Source organism: Cellulomonas sp. IC4_254 (genome assembly GCF_011603975.1).
Taxonomy (GTDB): domain Bacteria; phylum Actinomycetota; class Actinomycetes; order Actinomycetales; family Cellulomonadaceae; genus Cellulomonas.
In genome coordinates this window covers 1-17,128 of the sequence record NZ_JAANNB010000069.1, presented here as the reverse complement: position 1 = coordinate 17,128, position 17,128 = coordinate 1, and the positions used below count along the sequence as shown (strand labels likewise).

Here is a 17,128-nt window from a genome sequence, read left to right as displayed (position 1 = left end):
CCCGGGGGCCGGGGCCGGGGTCCGGGTGCCAGGATGGACGCCGGACCCGACGACCCCTGGAGGACCCGGCGTGACGGACGATCGCTACCGCGTGATGACGGTGTGCACCGGCAACATCTGCCGGTCCCCGATGGCCGAGGTGGTGCTGCGCGCCCGCCTGGACGACGCCGGCCTCGGCGACCGCGTGGTCGTCGACTCGACCGGCGTCAGCGACGAGGAGCACGGCAACCCGATCGACCGGCGCGCCCGCGCGGCCCTCGCGGCGCGCGGCTACGACGTCCCGCGGCGGCAGGCGCGGCAGGTGCGGTCCGCCGACCTGCGGGACCGGGACCTGGTGCTCGCCATGACCGCGTCGCACGCCCGGGCGCTGCGCCGGATCGCCGACGACGCCGAGGTGGCCGGACGGGTCGTGATGTTCCGGACGTTCGACCCGGCGGCGCCGCGGGTGGCCGACCAGCGCGACGAGCACCTGCTCGACGTCGACGACCCCTGGTACGGCGGTCCGGAGAACTTCGAGCACTGCCTGGACGAGATCGAGGCGGCGGCCGACGGGGTCGTGGACGCGGTCCGCGCGGCGCTGTCCGACCGGGACGCCGCGCGGGCCTGACGACCGGCGCGCCCGACGAGCGACGCGCGCGACGACCCGCGCGCCCGACGATCAGGCCGAGAGGAAGCCCGCCGCGCGGCGGCCCCAGCCCCGGATCGCGTCGGGGGTGTCGGCGACCTCCAGGACGGCGGCGGGGAGCAGCTCGGCCAGCCGCTCGGCCGTGCTGACCGGGTGGCCGGGGTCGGTGGTCCACGGCAGGACCAGGGCCGGGTGCGGCAGCGCGGCCAGGGCCCCGGCGTCGGGGAGGTCGGAGAGCGCGGCACCGCGCAGCGCGGACGGCAGCAGGGCCTCCGGCACGGCGGGCCCGGCGTCGCCGCGCGGGAAGCCCCCCGCCGCCAGGACCGGGATCTGCGGCTGGGCCGCCCCGGCGCGGACCCACGTCGCGAGCCCGAGGCGCTCGACGGCCAGCGCGCCCTGCTCGTAGCCGTCGGCCTGCGCCGCGCGGGTGGCCCACGCGGTCGGCGGGATCGTCAGCACCAGGCGGCGGAACCGCTCCGGGCGCCGGGTCGCCGCCCACAGGATCGTGGCGGTGCCCATCGAGGCGCCGACCGCGTCGACGGGTGCGTCGGGGGAGACGGCGTCGAGCAGCGCGAGCAGGTCGTCGGCGAGGGCGGGCCAGGCGTAGGAGGCGGGGTCGGGTGACCCGGTCGAGGCGCCGTGACCGCGCGCGTCGTACCGGACGACGCGGTGCCGCTCCGCGAGCGGGGACCAGTCGAACACCTCGCCCGCGTCGTCCCCCGCGCGGCTCGCGGTGAGCCCGTGCGCGACGACGACGGTGCTCGCGCCGGGGACGCGCTCGGTGGTGCCGGCGCCGGCCGGTCCGGTCAGGTCGTACGCGATCCGGGCGCCGTCCAGGTCGAGGTGCAGGTCCGCCATGCCGCCCACGGTAGGTCGGGCGCGGCGACGCCGGTGCGGGGCAGGATGGGCGGGTGAAGGTCTCCGCGCGCTCCCAGGTGCCCCCGTTCGCCGTGATGGACATCGTCGCGGCGGCCAACGCCCGCCGCGCCGCCGGCCAGCCGGTGCTGAACCTGTGCGTCGGCGAGCCGTCGACCGGCGCGTCCGACGTGGTGCGCGAGCGCGCGGTGCAGCTGCTCGCCGGCGGTGACCTCGGGTACACCGAGGCGCTCGGCAGCCCGGCCCTGCGCGCGGCGATCGCCGGGCACTACCGGTCCTGGTACGGCGTGGACGTCGACCCCGCGCGGGTCGCCGTGACCACCGGGTCCTCGGGCGGGTTCATGCTCGCGTTCCTCGCGGCGTTCGACGTCGGCGACCGGGTGGCGCTGGCCCGGCCCGGGTACCCGGCGTACAAGAACATCCTGGCGTCGCTCGGGTGCGAGGTCGTCGAGCTGCCCTGCGGCCCGGAGACCCGCTACCAGCCGACCGTCGAGCAGCTGGAGGCGCTGGACCGCCCGGTCGACGGGCTCGTGGTCGCCGGGCCGGCCAACCCGACCGGCACGCTGATCGACCGGGCGTCGCTCGACGGGCTGGCCGCGTGGTGCGCGGAGCACGGGGTCCGCCTGGTCTCGGACGAGATCTACCACGGCATCACCTACCCCGACGCGGTCGCCGCGGAGCCCGGCCCGGCCGGTGCCCCGACCGCCGCGACCTCGCTGGGCTCCGGCACCGTGGTGGTCAACTCGTTCTCGAAGTTCTGGGCGATGACCGGCTGGCGGCTCGGCTGGCTGCTGCTGCCCGACGACCTGGCGGCGCCGGTGGACGCGCTCGCGGGCAACGTCGCGCTGTGCCCCCCGGCGCTCGCCCAGCACGCGGGGGTCGCGGCGTTCACCCCGGAGGGGTACGCCGCCGCGGAGGCGAACGTCGCGCAGTACGCGGCGTCGAGACGGTCGGTGCTGGACCGGCTGCCCGAGCTCGGCTGGTCCCGGGTCGCTCCCGCCGACGGGGCGTTCTACGTGTACGCGGACGTGTCGGCGACCGGCCTGGACTCCCGGACCTGGTGCGCCCGGCTGCTCGACGAGGCCGGGGTCGCGCTGACGCCCGGCACGGACTTCGACTCGGTGGACGGGCACGACTGGGTGCGGCTGTCGTTCGCGTCCGCGCCGGAGGTCGTCGCCGAGGCGGTGGACCGGGTCGTCGCCTGGCAGCGGACGCTGTAGCGCCACCGTCCCGCCACGCCCGGGCCGCGCGCAGCCCGCGCGCCGGAACCGCCGTACCGGAACCGCCACCCGGGTCCGTCCGTTGGGCGGGTCAGGACGCGCGGCCCGGCCGGGCGCGCATGGGCGAGGAGGGCGACATGAGGTGTCCCACGGACGGGGCCGAGCTGGTGATGGCCGAGCGGCAGGGCGTCGAGATCGACTACTGCCCGTCGTGCCGGGGCATCTGGCTCGACCGCGGCGAGCTCGACAAGATCCTGGACCGCGCGGCGGGGGTGCCCGCCGCCACGGCACCGGGCCCGGCCGCGGCCGCGCCGGCCGGCTACCCGCCGGCCCCCGGTGAGCACGGGTACCGCGCGGACGGCTACCGCGACGACCGGGGCTACCGCGAGGACCCGGGCTACCGCGACGACCGGGGCTACCGCGACGACCGGGGCTACCGCGACGACCGCGGGTACGAGCGCCGCCCCGACGACCGGCGCTACGACGACCGCCGGGACCCGCGCTACCCCTACGGCAAGAAGAAGCGCGAGTCCTGGCTGGGTGACCTGCTCGACTTCGACTGAGGGCGACCGAGGTCCCGCCGCGCGCGCCCGCCCGGTGACCTAGGGTCGCCTCCGTGGACGTGGCGGTGCTGGGAGCGACGGGTGACGTCGGGAGGCAGGTGTGCGCGCAGCTCATCGAGCGGCGGGTGCTGCCGACGACGTCGCGGCTGCAGCTCGTCGGGCGGCCGGGTGGCGCGTCCGGGCGGGCGTCGTACGGGCTGCGCGCCGACCTGGTCGACGCCTACGACGAGCACGCCCCGCTGATCGACGTGGCGCTCGACCCGGAGGACGTGGTCGCGGACGTCGTCGTGCTGACCGCCGGCCGCACCGCGCCCGCCCGTGCCGGGGCGGTGACGGACCGGGCGGCGCTCGCCGCCGAGAACCACGAGGTGTTCGCCTCCTACGCCCGCGCGATCGCGCGGCACGGCTCCGGCCACGAGGTGGTGGTCGTGGTGTCGAACCCCGTCGAGCTCGGGGTGGCGGTGGTGGCCCGCGAGCTGGGCCGGCACCGGGTGATCGGCATGGGCGCCTGGCTGGACACGCTGCGGTTCCGCCGCGAGGTCGCCGTGTCGCTCGGCGTGCGGCGGCACCGGGTCGGCGGGTTCGTGGCCGGGCAGCACGGGGACGACCTGGTGCCGCTGTGGTCGACGGTCCGGATCAGCGGGCTCGACGTCGAGGAGCGCCGGCGCGCGGTGGCCGCCCTGCGCGGCGGCCGCAGCCTCGACGGCTTCGCGGCGGAGATCGAGGACGCGAAGCGGGACCTCGGCGGTCTGATGGCGGACGACGTGGCGGCGGCGTTCGACCTGGTCGAGACGTGGCCGCCGGACCTCCGCGGGGTCGCACGGCCGTGGCTCACCCACCAGAGCGGCGCGAAGACGGCCGCCGCGACCGCGAACGCGACGGTGGACCTGGTGGACACGGTGCTCGACGGCCGGGACATCGTGGTCGCCGGGCAGGTCGCGCTGGACGGGGAGGTCGCCGTGGCCGGGACGCCGCTGCGCGGGGTGCTCGGGGTGCCGGTGGTGCTCGGGCCGGAGGGCTGGACGCGGGTGCTGCTGGACGAGCCGGAGCCGGACGAGGCGCGCCGGCTGCTGGCGTCCGCCGCCCGGATCGACGCGATGCTCGCGCCGTGGGGTCTGGCCGCCGGGGCGGGCCGGTGACCGCCGTCGGGCCGGTCGCCGTCGAGCCGGCACCCGGGGCGGACCGCCGCTGGGTCGCGTTCGTGGCCGGCGCCGACGCGACCGGCACGCTCACCGCGCTCACCGGCGTGTTCTCCACCCGCGGCGTCTCGTTCGACTCGCTGACCACCGGCGACGTCGCGGACGGCGTCGGCCTCATCGTCGTCACGTTCACCGCCTCCGAGCGCCGGCAGCGGCTGCTCCTGCGCACCCTCCGCCGGCTGGCCGCGGTGCGGTCCGCGGAGGTCCGCGCCGTCGACGACCCTGCGGTGCGTGCGGCGGCGGTGGTGCACCTGCCGCGAGCGTCCGGGCCGTTCGTGCCGCCCGAGGGCACCGACGTGCGCTGGTCCGGCGACCCGTCGGCCGGGCAGCCCGTGCTGGTCGAGGGCCCGCTGCCGGAGGTCGAGCGCGTGGTGGCGGCGGCGCGCGACCGGGGTGCCGACTCGGCCGCCACGCTCGTGCTGCCGCTGCCCGCGGCAGAGTTCACCGAGCCGTAACGCCCACCCGCCGGAAGCGGGGGACGAACGGCCCACGTCCGCGGTTAGGCTGTGACCCAGACAACTCAACACGCTGCTCGAACCGCGGCGGGAGAGCCCTCCCGCGCGACCGCCCCGGCGGCCGCGACCGCGAGGCGCCGAAGGAGCAACCCTCCCCGGGAATCTCTCAGGCCCCCGTACCGCCGTGGCGAGGCAACTCTGGAAAGCGGCCGGTGCACGCCGGCCCACCGACGGTGCAAGTCGGCGCGCCCCGGCCCTCACGGGCACGGCGGACCGGCAAAACTCTCAGGTCGTACGTCCGCGGATCGCGGCCGGCGGATGACAGAGCGGGGAGACGCGCACCACCCGCCCGTCCGCCTTGCACGTCCGACCCGCCCGGAGCAGCCGCGTGACCCACCTCGAGGACCTTCCCACCGACGCCCGCACGACGGCCGCCGGGACCCCGCGCGCCGCCGCGTCCGCGGACCGCACCGACGCCGCGCGCGGCTTCGCCGACCGGCACGTCGGCCCCCGCCCGGGCGACGTGGCGGGTCTGCTCGCGCACGTCGGCGACGGCTGGCCGAGCCTGGACGCGCTGATCGACGCGGCCGTCCCGGCGAGCATCCGCACCGACCGCCCGCTCGCGCTGCCCGAGGCGCGCGGCGAGTCCGAGGTGCTGGCCGCGCTGCGGACGATCGCGGACAAGAACACCGTGCTGACCCAGATGATCGGCCTCGGCTACCACGACACCGTCACGCCGCCGGTGATCCGGCGGAACGTGCTGGAGTCCCCGGCCTGGTACACCGCGTACACGCCGTACCAGCCGGAGATCTCCCAGGGCCGGCTGGAGGCGCTGCTGAACTTCCAGACCGTGGTCGCCGACCTCACCGCGCTGCCGGTCGCCAACGCGTCGCTGCTCGACGAGGCCACCGCGGTCGCCGAGGCGGTCGCGCTCATGCACCGCGCCGCCAAGGGCCGGACCGGGGTCGTCGTGCTGGACGCCGACTGCCTGCCGCAGACGCTCGCGGTCACGCTGGGCCGGGCCGAGGCCGCGGGCCTGGGCGTCCGGGTCGCCGACCTGACCGACGGCCTGCCCGACCTCGGCGACGAGGCGCTGGTCGGCCTCGTGCTGCAGGCGCCCGGGGCCTCCGGCGCGGTGCGCGACCTCGCGCCGCTGATCGCCTCCGCCAAGGACGCGGGCGCGCTGGTCACGGTCGCTGCGGACCTGCTGTCGCTCACGCTGCTCACGCCGCCGGGGGAGCAGGGCGCGGACATCGCGGTCGGCTCGGCGCAGCGGTTCGGCGTCCCGCTGTTCTACGGCGGCCCGCACGCCGCGTACATGGCCGTGCGCACCGGCCTGGAGCGCTCGCTGCCCGGCCGACTGGTCGGCGTGTCGATCGACGCCGACGGCGCGACCGCCTACCGGCTCGCGCTGCAGACCCGCGAGCAGCACATCCGCCGCGAGAAGGCGACCAGCAACATCTGCACGGCGCAGGCCCTGCTGGCCATCGTGGCCTCGATGTACGCGGTCTACCACGGGCCCGACGGGCTGCGGGAGATCGCCGAGCGGGTGCACGCCCGGGCGGTGGCCCTCGCCGACGGCCTGCGCGCCGGCGGCGTGCCGGTCGAGCACGCGCAGTTCTTCGACACCGTCCGCGCCGTGGTCCCGGGCCGGGCGCGCGCCGTGGTCGCCGCCGCGGCCGCCCGCGGGATCAACGTGTGGGCCGCGGACGACGACCACGTGCAGGTGACCTGCGACGAGGTGACCACCGAGGCGCACGTCGCCGAGGTGCTGGCGGCCTTCGCCGACGCCGACGCGGGCGCCCTCGCGACGGGCCCCGCCGAGGGCCTGGATGCGCCGGCACTCCCGGTGCACCTGCGCCGGACCAGCGACTACCTCACGCACCCGGTGTTCCACCGGCACCGGTCCGAGACCGCGATGCTGCGCTACCTGCGCGCGCTGTCCGACAAGGACCTCGCGCTGGACCGGACGATGATCCCGCTGGGCTCCTGCACGATGAAGCTCAACGCGACGGTCGAGATGGAGGCCATCTCGTGGCCCGGGTTCGCCGGGCTGCACCCGTTCGTCCCGGCGGAGCAGGCCGCGGGCTACGCCGAGCTGATCGGCGACCTCACCGGGTGGCTGGCCGAGATCACCGGCTACGCCGCGGTGTCGGTGCAGCCGAACGCGGGCTCGCAGGGCGAGTTCGCCGGGCTGCTCGCGATCCGCGGGTACCACGAGGGACGCCGGGCCGAGGCGATCGCCGCCGGCGCCGCGCCCGACGAGACCCCGGTGCGGGACATCTGCCTGATCCCGGCCTCCGCGCACGGCACCAACGCCGCGTCCGCCGCGCTGGCCGGCATGCGGGTGGTGGTCGTCGCGACCGCCGAGGACGGCTCGGTGCAGCTGGACGACCTGCGCGCCAAGCTGGACCAGCACGGCCCCCGGGTCGCGGCCATCATGATCACCTACCCGTCGACGCACGGCGTCTACGAGGAGGACGTGCGCGAGGTCTGCGACCTGGTGCACGCCGCGGGCGGCCAGGTCTACATCGACGGCGCGAACCTCAACGCCCTGGTCGGCCTGGCCCGGCCGGGCGAGTTCGGCGGCGACGTCTCGCACCTCAACCTGCACAAGACGTTCTGCATCCCGCACGGCGGCGGCGGCCCGGGCGTGGGCCCGATCGGCGTCGCGGCGCACCTCGTCCCGTACCTGCCCGCGACCGACGCGGTGTGGACGGGCGACGAGGGTCCGCTCGCGGGCGGGGCGGCCCCCGCGGTGTCGGCCGCGCCGTTCGGGTCGGCCGGCATCCTGCCGATCTCCTGGGCCTACGTGGCGCTGATGGGCGGCGACGGCCTGCGCCGGGCCACCGAGACCGCGGTGCTGTCCGCCAACTACCTGGCCTCGCGGCTCGCCCCGCACTTCCCGGTGCTCTACGCCGGCCCCGCCGGCCTGGTCGCGCACGAGTGCATCCTCGATCTGCGCGCGATCACCAAGGAGACCGGCGTGACCGCCGAGGACGTCGCGAAGCGGCTCATGGACTACGGGTTCCACGCCCCGACGCTGTCCTTCCCGGTCGCGGGCACGCTGATGGTGGAGCCGACCGAGTCGGAGGACGTCGCCGAGCTCGACCGGTTCGTCGAGGCGATGGTCGCCATCCGCGCGGAGATCGACGTGGTCGCCGCCGGGCGCTGGGCCGTGGCGGAGTCGCCGCTGCGGAACGCGCCGCACACGGCCGCCGCGCTCGTTGCGGACGACTGGGACAAGCCCTACGGCCGCGAGCTCGCCGCCTACCCGGTCGCGGGCCTCCGCGCCGGCAAGTACTGGCCGCCGGTCCGGCGGATCGACGGCGCGCACGGGGACCGGAACCTCGTGTGCGCCTGCCCGCCCATCGAGGCCTACGCCGACGGAGCCGCGCTGTGACCGAGACGACCACCCCCGCCACCGACGACGCCACGGGCGCCGTGCTGTCCCCGCTGCACGCGGAGCACGTCGCGCTGGGCGCCACCATGACGCCGTTCGCCGGCTGGCTGATGCCGCTGCGCTACGCGGGCGACCTGGCCGAGCACCAGGCGGTGCGCACCGCCGCCGGGCTGTTCGACCTGTCGCACATGGGCGAGCTGCACGTCGACGGCCCCGGTGCCGGCACCGGGCTCGACCACGCGCTGGTCGGGAACATCTCCGGCCTCGCGGTCGGCCGCGCGCGCTACACGATGATCGTGCAGGAGGACGGCGGCATCCTCGACGACCTGATCGTCTACCGCCTGGCCGACGAGGCGTACCTGGTCGTCGTCAACGCCTCGAACGTCGGGGTCGTGGCCGGCGCGCTCGCGGAGCGGCTGGCGCCGTTCGACGCCTCGCTCACCGACCGGTCGCTGGAGACCGCGCTCATCGCGGTCCAGGGTCCGCGCTCGGCGGAGATCGTCGTCGGCCTGACCGACCCGGCGCACGCCGACGCGGTCCGCGACGTGAAGTACTACGCGGGCGTGCCCGCGACCGTCGGCGGCGTCGAGGCGCTCGTGGCCCGCACCGGGTACACCGGCGAGGACGGCTTCGAGCTGTTCGTGCCGGCCGCCGCGGCGCCCGGGCTCTGGCGCGACCTGCTGGCGGCGGGCGCGCCGCTCGGGCTCGTGCCCGCCGGCCTGTCCGCGCGGGACAGCCTTCGGCTGGAGGCGGGCATGCCGCTGTACGGCAACGAGCTGGACACGACGACCGCCCCGCACGACGCGGGCCTCGGCCGGGTGGTCCGCCTGGACAAGACGACCGCCGACGGCGAGCCGCTGCCGTTCGTCGGCCGGGCCGCCCTCGCGTCCCGGGCGCACGCCACCCCGTCCCGGGTCCTGGTCGGGCTGGTCGGCTCCGGCCGCCGCGCCGCCCGGCACGGGTACGAGGTGCTCACGTCGACCGCCGACGACGCGGTCGCGGTCGGCCGGGTCACCTCCGGCGCGCCGTCGCCGACCCTGGGCACGCCGATCGCGATGGCGTACGTGACCCCCGAGGTCAGCGCCGAGGGCACCGAGCTCGCGGTCGACGTGCGCGGTCGGCGGGAGCCGGTCCGCGTGGTCGCGCTGCCGTTCTACCGTCGGTCCTGACCGCCGGCCTCCCGACCACCCCACCCCTCGTCCCGAGCGCCCCGCTCGCGAGCACACCCCGGAGAGCACCATGAGCGACGTCCCCAGCCACCTGCAGTACACCGCCGAGCACGAGTGGATCGACGGCGCCGAGCCCGCCACGGTCGGCATCACGAAGAACGCGGCCGACGCGCTCGGCGACATCGTCTACCTGGAGCTGCCGACCGTCGGCAGCGAGATCGCCGCGGGCGCGGTCGTCGGGGAGGTCGAGTCGACCAAGTCGGTGTCGGAGCTGTACTCGCCGGTGGCGGGCACCGTGGTCGAGGTGAACCAGGAGGCGGTGGACGAGCCGTCGGTCGTGAACGCGGACCCGTACGGGGCCGGCTGGCTGTTCCGGGTGGACGTCGCGAGCACCGGTCCGCTGCTGTCCGCCGACGAGTACGCCGCCACGCTCACGGACTGAGACTCCCCCGGACGGCGGTTAGCCCGTTCGGGTGTTTCTGAGGGAGCTCTCAGGAGACCGCTTGCCGGACGGTGACCTGGGCCTTCGGTCCTAGCACATGCCCGGTCCGTCCCGCATCGTCCGCACGTCGCCGGGAACGGGTGAGAAACCAACTGCGATCGAGGCCGCCACACTTGCCGATCAACACCGGTAGACGGCAGCCGGAGACCCCCAGCAGCCGGGACTCGCCACACGCAGACCGGAGGACATCATGGCCACCCTGGAGATCGCCCCCACCGCGTCCCCCAGCATCCTGGGTGAGCCGCTCACGACCCGTGAGCGGGTCGTCCTCGCCGAGCTGGCCGAGGACGTCACCCTCGAGGACATCGCCCGCAAGCTGTTCGTCACGCGCAACACCGTGAAGTCGCAGGTGCGGTCGGTGTACCGCAAGATCGGCGTCTCCACGCGGGCCGAGGCCGTCGCCTGGGCCCAGGCCGCCGGCATGCGCTGACGCACCCGCCCCCCTCGCCGGGGGCACGGGCACGCACAGGGCCGCGATCCGCCACACCCCGGCGGGTCGCGGCCCTGCGTCGTACCCGGGCCGGGCGCGCTCGACGCGGCGTGGCCCATGCCATATCGTTCCTCGATAACATCGATCCTCGATATGCATGGGAGCTCTCATGACCACCCGGACGCCGTGGTTCACCAGCCGGTCCGACCTGCTGTCCCTGCTCGTGGTGGGCGCGGCCGTCATCGTCTGGCAGGCGATCGGCCTCGTCGCGTCCGTGGCGCAGATCCTCCCGAACCAGGACGCCCCGGTCGAGGTGATGGTCATGGGCGCGCCCGTGGACCTCCCGCTGGGCCCGGACGGCGCCGCGGTCGCGGCGACCGTGGAGTCCGCCACGCTCACCGTGTCCGACCTGCCGGTCGCCACCTACCTGGCCGCGATCGGCGCGGCGGTCGTGCCGCCGCTCGCCACCATCGGCGTCACCGTGTGCGTCCTGCTGCTGTCCCGGCGGATGCTGGCGGGGCAGTTCTTCTCCGGCACGACCACCCGCCTGATCACGGCCGTGTCGCTGCTGATCGCCGGCGGCTGGGTCGCCTGGTTCGGGTGCTCGGTGCTGGCGTCGAACGGCGTCCTCGCGCAGGTCGCCGACCGGGCGGTCCTGGAGCAGATCACGTTCCAGATCTCCTGGACCCCGATCCTCGCGTCGATGGCCGTCGGTGCGCTCGCGGCCGCGTTCCACGCGGGGGAGCGGCTGGAGCGCGAGACCGAGGGCCTGGTCTGATGCCGCCGGAGGAGGACGCCGGCCGGATCCACTGCCGGCTGGACGAGCTGCTCGCCGAGCGCGGGATGACCCTCGCCCGGCTGGCGGAGCTGGTCGGGGTGACTGTCGTCAACCTCTCGGTCCTGAAGAACGACCGGGCACGCGCCATCCGGTTCTCGACGCTGACCGCCGTGTGCGACGTGCTCGGCTGCCAGGTCGGGGACCTGCTGGTCGTCGTCCCGCGCGCCTAGCCCGCGGCCGTCGCGCGGACCACGTGCGCGGCGAGCTCCCGGGCGGACGGGGTCGGGCGCCGGGACCGGGCCCAGACCATCCGCAGCGTCCGGCTCAGGTCCACGCCCTCGACGGGCACCCGGACCAGGTCCCCGCGGGCCACCTCGTCCGCGACCGTGAGCCGGGACAGGACCGCCGCGGCGCCGCCGCCGCGCACCACGTTCTTCACGGCCGACGTCGAGCCCAGCTGCGCGGGCGAGCCGGCGAGCGGGTGCCCGGCGGCGTCGAGCGCCTGCTCCAGCACCGCGCGGGTCCCGGACCCGGCCTCCCGCACGGCCAGCGGTGCGCCGGCGAGCTCCGCCGCGGTGACCGGCCGACGGCGGCGCGCCCACGGGTGGCCGGGCGCGACGACGACGACCAGCTCGTCGTCGCCCACCGGGCGGGCGTGCAGGCCCTCCGCGACGTCCGGCCCCTCGACGAACCCGAGGTCCGCGCGGCCGTGCAGCACCGCGTCCATCACGTCGCGGGAATTCGCGACCTCCAGGTCCACCACCGCGGCGCCGGCGGGCAGCGTCGCCAGCCACCCGGGCACCAGGTACTCCGCGACGCTCAGGCTGGCGGCCACCCGCACCCGGCCCTGCTGCGCGCTGCGCAGGGCCTGCACCTCCCGCTCGAGCGCGTCGGAGGCGGCGAGCACGTCGCGGGCCCGCCCGAGCAGCGCCGCCCCGGACGGGGTCAGCCGGGTGCCGGACGCCGCGCGGCTGACCAGCGTCAGCCCGGTCTGCCGCTCGAGCCGCCGCAGACCCGTGCTGACCGACGGCTGCGCCAGGCCGAGCGCCCGGGCGGCCCCGGAGAGCGAGCCGTGCGCGTCCACCGCGTCGAGCAGCTCGAGGGCGCCCAGCGGGATGCGCCGGTGCGGGGCCGTGTCCATAGCCTCAGGCTAGAGCCGGGCAGGCAGGTCGGCGTTCCGGGGCCGCGCGCCGCACCGGATCCTGGGACGGTGCCACCCGCTCCGCCTCCCGTCGCGCCCGTCCCGCCGTCCGCATCCGTCCCGCCTCCGTCCTCGGCGGCCCCGGCTCCGCGGCGGGTGCTCGGCCTGGACCGCGCCGTGCTGCCCGGGGCCGCCGCGGCGCTGCTCGTCGGCGCCGCCTGCCTCGGGCTGACCGCGCTGGTCCCGGTGTTGCCGGGCCTGCTTGTCGCGATCGTGCTGGGTGCCGTCGCCCGGTCCGCCGGCCTGCTCCCGGCCGTCCTCGAGCCGGGGCTCGCGTGGACGGGCCGGCGCGTGCTGCGCGCCGGGGTGGTCCTGCTCGGCCTGCAGCTGTCCGTCGGGGACCTGCTGGGGCTCGGGACCGGTGAGGTGCTGGTGCTCCTCGCGACGGTGGCCGCGACCTTCGCCACGACGCTGTGGCTGGGGCGGGTCCTCGGTGTGGGGCGGCGGCTGACCCTGCTGGTCGCCACCGGGTTCTCGATCTGCGGCGCCGCCGCGGTCGCCGCCATGAGCCCCGTCGCGGACGCCGAGGAGGACGAGGTCGCCACCGCCGTCGCGCTGGTCACCGTCTACGGCAGCCTCGCGATCCTGGTGGTGCCGGTGGCGGCGGGCGCCCTCGGGCTGGCGGACCGCACGGCGGGGCTGTGGGCCGGGATGTCGGTGCACGAGGTCGCGCAGGTGGTCGCGGCGGCCGGGACCGTGTCGGCGGCGGCGCTGTCGGTCGCGGTGGTCGCCAAGCTCGCGCGGGTGGTGCTGCTGGCGCCGCTGGACGCGGGCGTGGGCCTCGTGCGCCGCCGTGCCGGGGCGGCCGGGGCGACCGGCGCGGCCGCGGCAGGGCGGGGGGCGTCGCCGCTGGTCCCGCTGTTCGTCGTCGGCTTCGTCGTCGCGGTGGCCGCGCGGTCGGCGGGGCTGGTCCCGGACGCCGTCCTGCCGGCGGTGAAGCCGGTCACGACGCTGCTGCTCGCCGCGGCGATGACGGCGCTGGGCACGCAGATCCACCTCGGCCGGCTGGTGCGGACCGGGGGCCGCCCGCTGGCGCTCGGCGCGGCGGCGACGGTGGTGGCGATGTCCGTGAGCCTCGCGGGGCTGTCGGCGATCGGCTGAGCCGCGCGCGGGTGCGGGACGCTGGACGCCGGCGCGGAGAGGTAGTCCCACGACCTCCTGCTCGCGCCGCCGTCACGCGCCCGACACGTGCGCCTGGGAGACTGGGCGGCATGACCCGCCCCGTCCTCGTCGTCGCCGCCGCCCTGGTCGACGACCTCGCCGCCCCCGGCGCGCTGCTGGCCGCCCGCCGCCGCGCGCCCGTGAGCCTGGCCGGCCGGTGGGAGTTCCCCGGGGGCAAGGTCGAGCCGGGCGAGTCGCCCGAGGACGCGGTGCACCGGGAGATCCGCGAGGAGCTGGGCGTCGCGATCGAGCTCGGCGACGAGCTCGCCGGTCCCGACGACGGCGCCTGGCGGCTGAGCGAGCGGTACGTCATGCGGCTCTGGCGGGCGCGGATCACCGGTGGGGAGCCGCAGCCGCTGGTCGAGCACGACGAGCTGCGCTGGCTGGCGCGCGGGCAGTGGCTGACCGTGCCGTGGCTGGACGCGGACGTGCGGATCGTCGAGGCGCTGGCGGCCACCGACCCGGCGGACGCCGCCCGTCGCACCGCCTGACCTGCGCGTTCATCTCTCGGCGAACAGGCCGGTGCTCGATCTGGCACTCGCGCGGGACGAGTGCTAGAACATCTCTCGTAGCCCTCCTGGCGCGGCAGCGCCGGGGCAGCAGCGGTCCCGGACCGTCCGGACCGCCGTGACGCTTCGAGGAGGTGACGGGCTGTGGCTACGCGATTCGACCCGTTCCAGGAGATGGACCGGCTGATGAACCAGGTCCTCGGCCAGCAGCGCGCGTCGGCGACCATGCCGATGGACCTGTTCCGCTCGGGCGACCACTACGTCCTGAGCGTCGACCTGCCCGGGGCCGACCCCGGCTCGATCGACGTGAACGTCGACGACCGCACCCTCACGATCCGCGCGCAGCGCACCGCGCGCACGGAGGACGGGGTGCAGTGGCTGGCCAAGGAGCGCCCGGTCGGGACCTACGCCCGCCAGCTCACGGTCGGCCGGGGTCTCGACCTCGACGCCATCACCGCGTCGTACGCGGACGGCGTGCTGTCGCTGACCATCCCCGTGGCCGAGGAGGCCAAGCCGCGCCGCATCGAGGTCAGCACCGGTGGGACGCCGGCGACCATCGAGGCGGGCGCCGACGCCGCTCCGCAGGAGCGTGCGAGCGCCTGATCGCGCGACGCGGCCCGCACCGCGACCGCCCCGGCCCCCGCGTGGGGGACCGGGGCGGTCGCGTGCTCGGGGCGTGCCCCCGGGCGACGGGTCAGGCCGTCGGCACCGCGAGCGACGCGCGGACGGTCCGGGTGGCCGCCAGCACGTGCTGCAGCGACGGGGTCACCTCGGCGTACCGGCGGGTCTTGAGGCCGCAGTCCGGGTTGACCCAGAGCTGCGCCGGGTCGACCACCCGGACCGCCTCGCTGAGCAGCTCGGTGACCTCGGCCTCGCTCGGGACGCGGGGCGAGTGGATGTCGTACACGCCCGGGCCGATGCCCCGCGGGTAGCCCTCGGACGCGATGTCGCCGAGGATCTCCATCTTCGACCGGGCGGCCTCGATGGACGTCACGTCGGCGTCCAGGCCGTCGATGGCGCCGAAGATCTCGCCGAACTCCGAGTAGCACAGGTGCGTGTGGATCTGGGTGTCCGGCCGCACCCCCGAGGTCGCGAGCCGGAACGACCGCACGGACCAGTCGAGGTAGGCGGCGTGGTCGTCGGCGCGCAGCGGCAGCAGCTCGCGCAGCGCGGGCTCGTCGACCTGGACGATCGCCGTGCCGGCGGCCTCGAGGTCGGCGATCTCGTCCCGCAGCGCGAGCGCCACCTGGTTCGCGGTGTCGGCGAGCGGCTGGTCGTCGCGGACGAACGACCAGGCCAGGATCGTCACCGGGCCGGTGAGCATGCCCTTGACCGGCTTCGCGGTGAGCGACTGGGTGTACGTCGTCCACGGCACCGTGATCGGCGCGGGCCGGGACACGTCGCCCCACAGGATCGACGGGCGGGTGCACCGCGAGCCGTAGGACTGGACCCAGCCGTTGGCCGTCACCGCGAACCCGTCCAGGTTCTCGGCGAAGTACTGCACCATGTCGTTCCGCTCGGGCTCGCCGTGCACCAGCACGTCGAGGCCGATCTCCTCCTGCAGCTCGACGACGCGGCGGATCTCCGCCTTCATCTCGTCCTCGTACTGCGCGGCGGTGAGCTCGCCCCGCCCGAACGCCGCGCGGGCGACCCGGATCTCCGGGGTCTGCGGGAACGAGCCGATCGTCGTCGTCGGCAGCGCGGGCAGCTGCAGGCGCTCGGCCTGCGCGACCCGGCGGCCCTCGAAGTCGCCCCGGTGGAACGCGTCCGCGGGCAGCCCGGCGAGGCGCTCGCGCACCTCCGGCCGCACGACGCCCGCGGCCGCGGCCCGGGTGCGGCGCGCGTCGGCGGCGGCGAGCAGCTCGGCGTGCACGGCCTCGCGGCCCTCGGTGAGCCCGGTCGCGAGGGTCACGACCTCGGTGACCTTCTGGTCGGCGAACGCGAGCCAGGAGCGCAGCGTCGGGTCGAGCTGCGGCTCGTCCTCGACGTCGTGCGGCACGTGGAACAGCGACGTCGACGTGGTGACGGCGACCTGGCGGGCGCCCAGGCCCTCCAGGGACTCCAGCGAGCCGAGCGCCGCGTCCAGGTCCGCGCGCCAGATGTTGTGGCCGTCGACCACACCGCCGACCAGCACCTTCGACGCCAGCCCGGGGACCGGAGCGGCGGGCAGCGCGCCGCGGACCAGGTCCAGCGCCAGGCCCTCGACGTCCGAGCCCGCGAGGACCGGCAGCGCGTCGCGGAGGTCCCCGTACGGCGCCGCGACCAGGATCGACGGGCGCTCGGCCGCGGGCAGCTCGGTCGCGAGGACGCGGTACGCCTCGGCGGCCGCCGCGAGCAGCCGGTCCGCGGGCACGCCGGTGGAGTCGGAGACCAGCGCCGGCTCGTCCAGCTGCACCCAGGTGGCGCCGGCACGGGCCAGGTCGCGCAGCAGCGCGGCGTACACCGGCAGCACGTCCGCGAGCCGGTCGATCGGCAGGAAGTCCTCCGGCGCGCCCTCGGCGGCCTTGGCCAGCGCCAGGAACGTCACCGGGCCGACCAGCACCGGGCGGGTGAGCACCCCGTCCGCCAGGCCCTCGGCGAGCTCGCGCACCGGGCGGTCGCTCGCGTACCGGAACGGCGTCGCCGGGCCGATCTCCGGGACCAGGTAGTGGTAGTTCGAGTCGAACCACTTGGTCATCTCGAGCGGCAGGTCGTCGCCGCGGCCGCGGGCCACGGTCGAGTACCCGGCCAGGTCGAGACCGCCGTCGTCGCCGAGCAGGTCGGCGAACCGCTCCGGCACCGCGCCCAGCACGGCGGCCGCGTCGAGCACGTGGTCGTAGAACGAGAAGGCGCTCGGGATCGCGGGCAGCCGGGTGTCCAGGCCGAGCTCCGCGAGGCGGGTGCGGGTGCGGCGGCGCAGGTCGGCGGCCGTGGCCTCGACCTCCTCGGCGCTCGCGCGACCGGCCCAGAACGCCTCGAGGGCCTTCTTGAGCTCGCGGCGCGGGCCGATCCGGGGGTAGCCCAGGACGGTGCCGGCGGGGAAGGGGTGGGTCAGGTC

At 76.4% G+C, this 17,128-nt stretch carries 17 protein-coding genes and 1 riboswitch; of the genes, 14 read left to right on the top strand and 3 right to left on the bottom strand.

From position 1 onward, the window contains the following. The first annotated feature begins 94 nt into the window (after positions 1-94). Positions 95-607 carry a low molecular weight protein-tyrosine-phosphatase gene (locus tag G6556_RS08855; protein WP_166940492.1) on the top strand — a complete coding sequence of 171 codons (513 nt, stop codon included), beginning with the start codon at positions 95-97 and terminating at the stop codon, positions 605-607. Positions 608-658: 51 nt separating this feature from the next. Here G6556_RS08855 and G6556_RS08850 read toward each other — a convergent pair whose 3' ends face one another. Continuing rightward, positions 659-1,483 carry an alpha/beta fold hydrolase gene (locus G6556_RS08850; RefSeq protein WP_166940484.1) on the bottom strand — a complete coding sequence of 275 codons (825 nt, stop codon included), beginning with the start codon at positions 1,481-1,483 and terminating at the stop codon, positions 659-661. Between the two features lie 53 nt (positions 1,484-1,536). On the opposite strand from G6556_RS08850, the gene G6556_RS08845 reads away from it, so the two are divergent. The 10 genes from G6556_RS08845 to G6556_RS08800 all read left to right on the top strand — a co-directional run bounded on the left by G6556_RS08845 (position 1,537) and on the right by G6556_RS08800 (position 11,450). Continuing rightward, on the top strand, positions 1,537-2,721 hold the full coding sequence (locus tag G6556_RS08845) for an aminotransferase class I/II-fold pyridoxal phosphate-dependent enzyme (protein ID WP_166940482.1): 1,185 nt from the start codon (positions 1,537-1,539) through the stop codon (positions 2,719-2,721). Between the two features lie 137 nt (positions 2,722-2,858). Beyond that, positions 2,859-3,284 (top strand): zf-TFIIB domain-containing protein, encoded by a 426-nt coding sequence (locus G6556_RS08840; RefSeq protein ID WP_166940480.1) that lies wholly within the window; start codon positions 2,859-2,861, stop codon positions 3,282-3,284. Between the two features lie 53 nt (positions 3,285-3,337). Then, on the top strand, positions 3,338-4,423 hold the full coding sequence (locus G6556_RS08835; protein WP_166940478.1) for a lactate dehydrogenase: 1,086 nt from the start codon (positions 3,338-3,340) through the stop codon (positions 4,421-4,423). Continuing rightward, positions 4,420-4,938 (top strand): hypothetical protein, encoded by a 519-nt coding sequence (locus G6556_RS08830; protein WP_166940476.1) that lies wholly within the window; start codon positions 4,420-4,422, stop codon positions 4,936-4,938. Before G6556_RS08835 ends, G6556_RS08830 begins: the two co-directional genes overlap by 4 nt. Before the next feature lie 78 nt (positions 4,939-5,016). Continuing rightward, positions 5,017-5,130: riboswitch (glycine riboswitch) on the top strand. A 196-nt stretch (positions 5,131-5,326) separates the two neighbouring features. After that, positions 5,327-8,341 (top strand): aminomethyl-transferring glycine dehydrogenase, encoded by a 3,015-nt coding sequence (gene gcvP / locus G6556_RS08825; protein ID WP_166940475.1) that lies wholly within the window; start codon positions 5,327-5,329, stop codon positions 8,339-8,341. Then, complete coding sequence (gene gcvT, locus G6556_RS08820) at positions 8,338-9,510, top strand: glycine cleavage system aminomethyltransferase GcvT (RefSeq protein ID WP_346774803.1); 1,173 nt, start codon at positions 8,338-8,340, stop codon at positions 9,508-9,510. The genes gcvP and gcvT overlap by 4 nt, the downstream gene beginning before the upstream one ends. Before the next feature lie 70 nt (positions 9,511-9,580). Continuing rightward, positions 9,581-9,952, top strand: a complete 372-nt coding sequence (gene gcvH / locus G6556_RS08815; protein WP_166940473.1) for a glycine cleavage system protein GcvH — start codon at positions 9,581-9,583, stop codon at positions 9,950-9,952. Between the two features lie 250 nt (positions 9,953-10,202). Continuing rightward, the gene (locus tag G6556_RS08810; RefSeq protein ID WP_166940471.1) at positions 10,203-10,442 is read left to right on the top strand and encodes a helix-turn-helix transcriptional regulator; all 240 of its coding nucleotides are present in this window, start codon (positions 10,203-10,205) and stop codon (positions 10,440-10,442) included. Between the two features lie 169 nt (positions 10,443-10,611). Then, positions 10,612-11,220: a hypothetical protein gene (locus G6556_RS08805; protein WP_166940469.1), complete on the top strand. Its 609-nt coding sequence runs from the start codon at positions 10,612-10,614 to the stop codon at positions 11,218-11,220. Beyond that, the gene (locus G6556_RS08800; protein WP_166940467.1) at positions 11,220-11,450 is read left to right on the top strand and encodes a helix-turn-helix transcriptional regulator; all 231 of its coding nucleotides are present in this window, start codon (positions 11,220-11,222) and stop codon (positions 11,448-11,450) included. The genes G6556_RS08805 and G6556_RS08800 overlap by 1 nt, the downstream gene beginning before the upstream one ends. Here G6556_RS08800 and G6556_RS08795 read toward each other — a convergent pair. After that, positions 11,447-12,361 carry a LysR family transcriptional regulator gene (locus G6556_RS08795; protein ID WP_166940465.1) on the bottom strand — a complete coding sequence of 305 codons (915 nt, stop codon included), beginning with the start codon at positions 12,359-12,361 and terminating at the stop codon, positions 11,447-11,449. The genes G6556_RS08800 and G6556_RS08795 overlap by 4 nt on opposite strands. 156 nt (positions 12,362-12,517) lie before the next feature. Here G6556_RS08795 and G6556_RS08790 point away from each other — a divergent pair, with 156 nt between their 5' ends. The 3 genes from G6556_RS08790 (at position 12,518) to G6556_RS08780 (ending at position 14,694) form a co-directional block, all read left to right on the top strand. Continuing rightward, complete coding sequence (locus G6556_RS08790; RefSeq protein WP_346774802.1) at positions 12,518-13,522, top strand: putative sulfate exporter family transporter; 1,005 nt, start codon at positions 12,518-12,520, stop codon at positions 13,520-13,522. Positions 13,523-13,632: 110 nt separating this feature from the next. Beyond that, on the top strand, positions 13,633-14,073 hold the full coding sequence (locus tag G6556_RS08785; protein WP_166940463.1) for a (deoxy)nucleoside triphosphate pyrophosphohydrolase: 441 nt from the start codon (positions 13,633-13,635) through the stop codon (positions 14,071-14,073). Positions 14,074-14,235: 162 nt separating this feature from the next. Then, a complete protein-coding gene (locus G6556_RS08780) occupies positions 14,236-14,694 on the top strand; it encodes an Hsp20/alpha crystallin family protein (RefSeq protein WP_147795146.1) in 459 nt (152 codons plus the stop codon). A 91-nt stretch (positions 14,695-14,785) separates the two neighbouring features. On the opposite strand, the gene metE is transcribed toward G6556_RS08780, so the two are convergent. Then, positions 14,786-17,125 carry a 5-methyltetrahydropteroyltriglutamate--homocysteine S-methyltransferase gene (gene metE / locus G6556_RS08775; protein WP_166940486.1) on the bottom strand — a complete coding sequence of 780 codons (2,340 nt, stop codon included), beginning with the start codon at positions 17,123-17,125 and terminating at the stop codon, positions 14,786-14,788. Between the last annotated feature and the right edge of the window lie 3 nt (positions 17,126-17,128).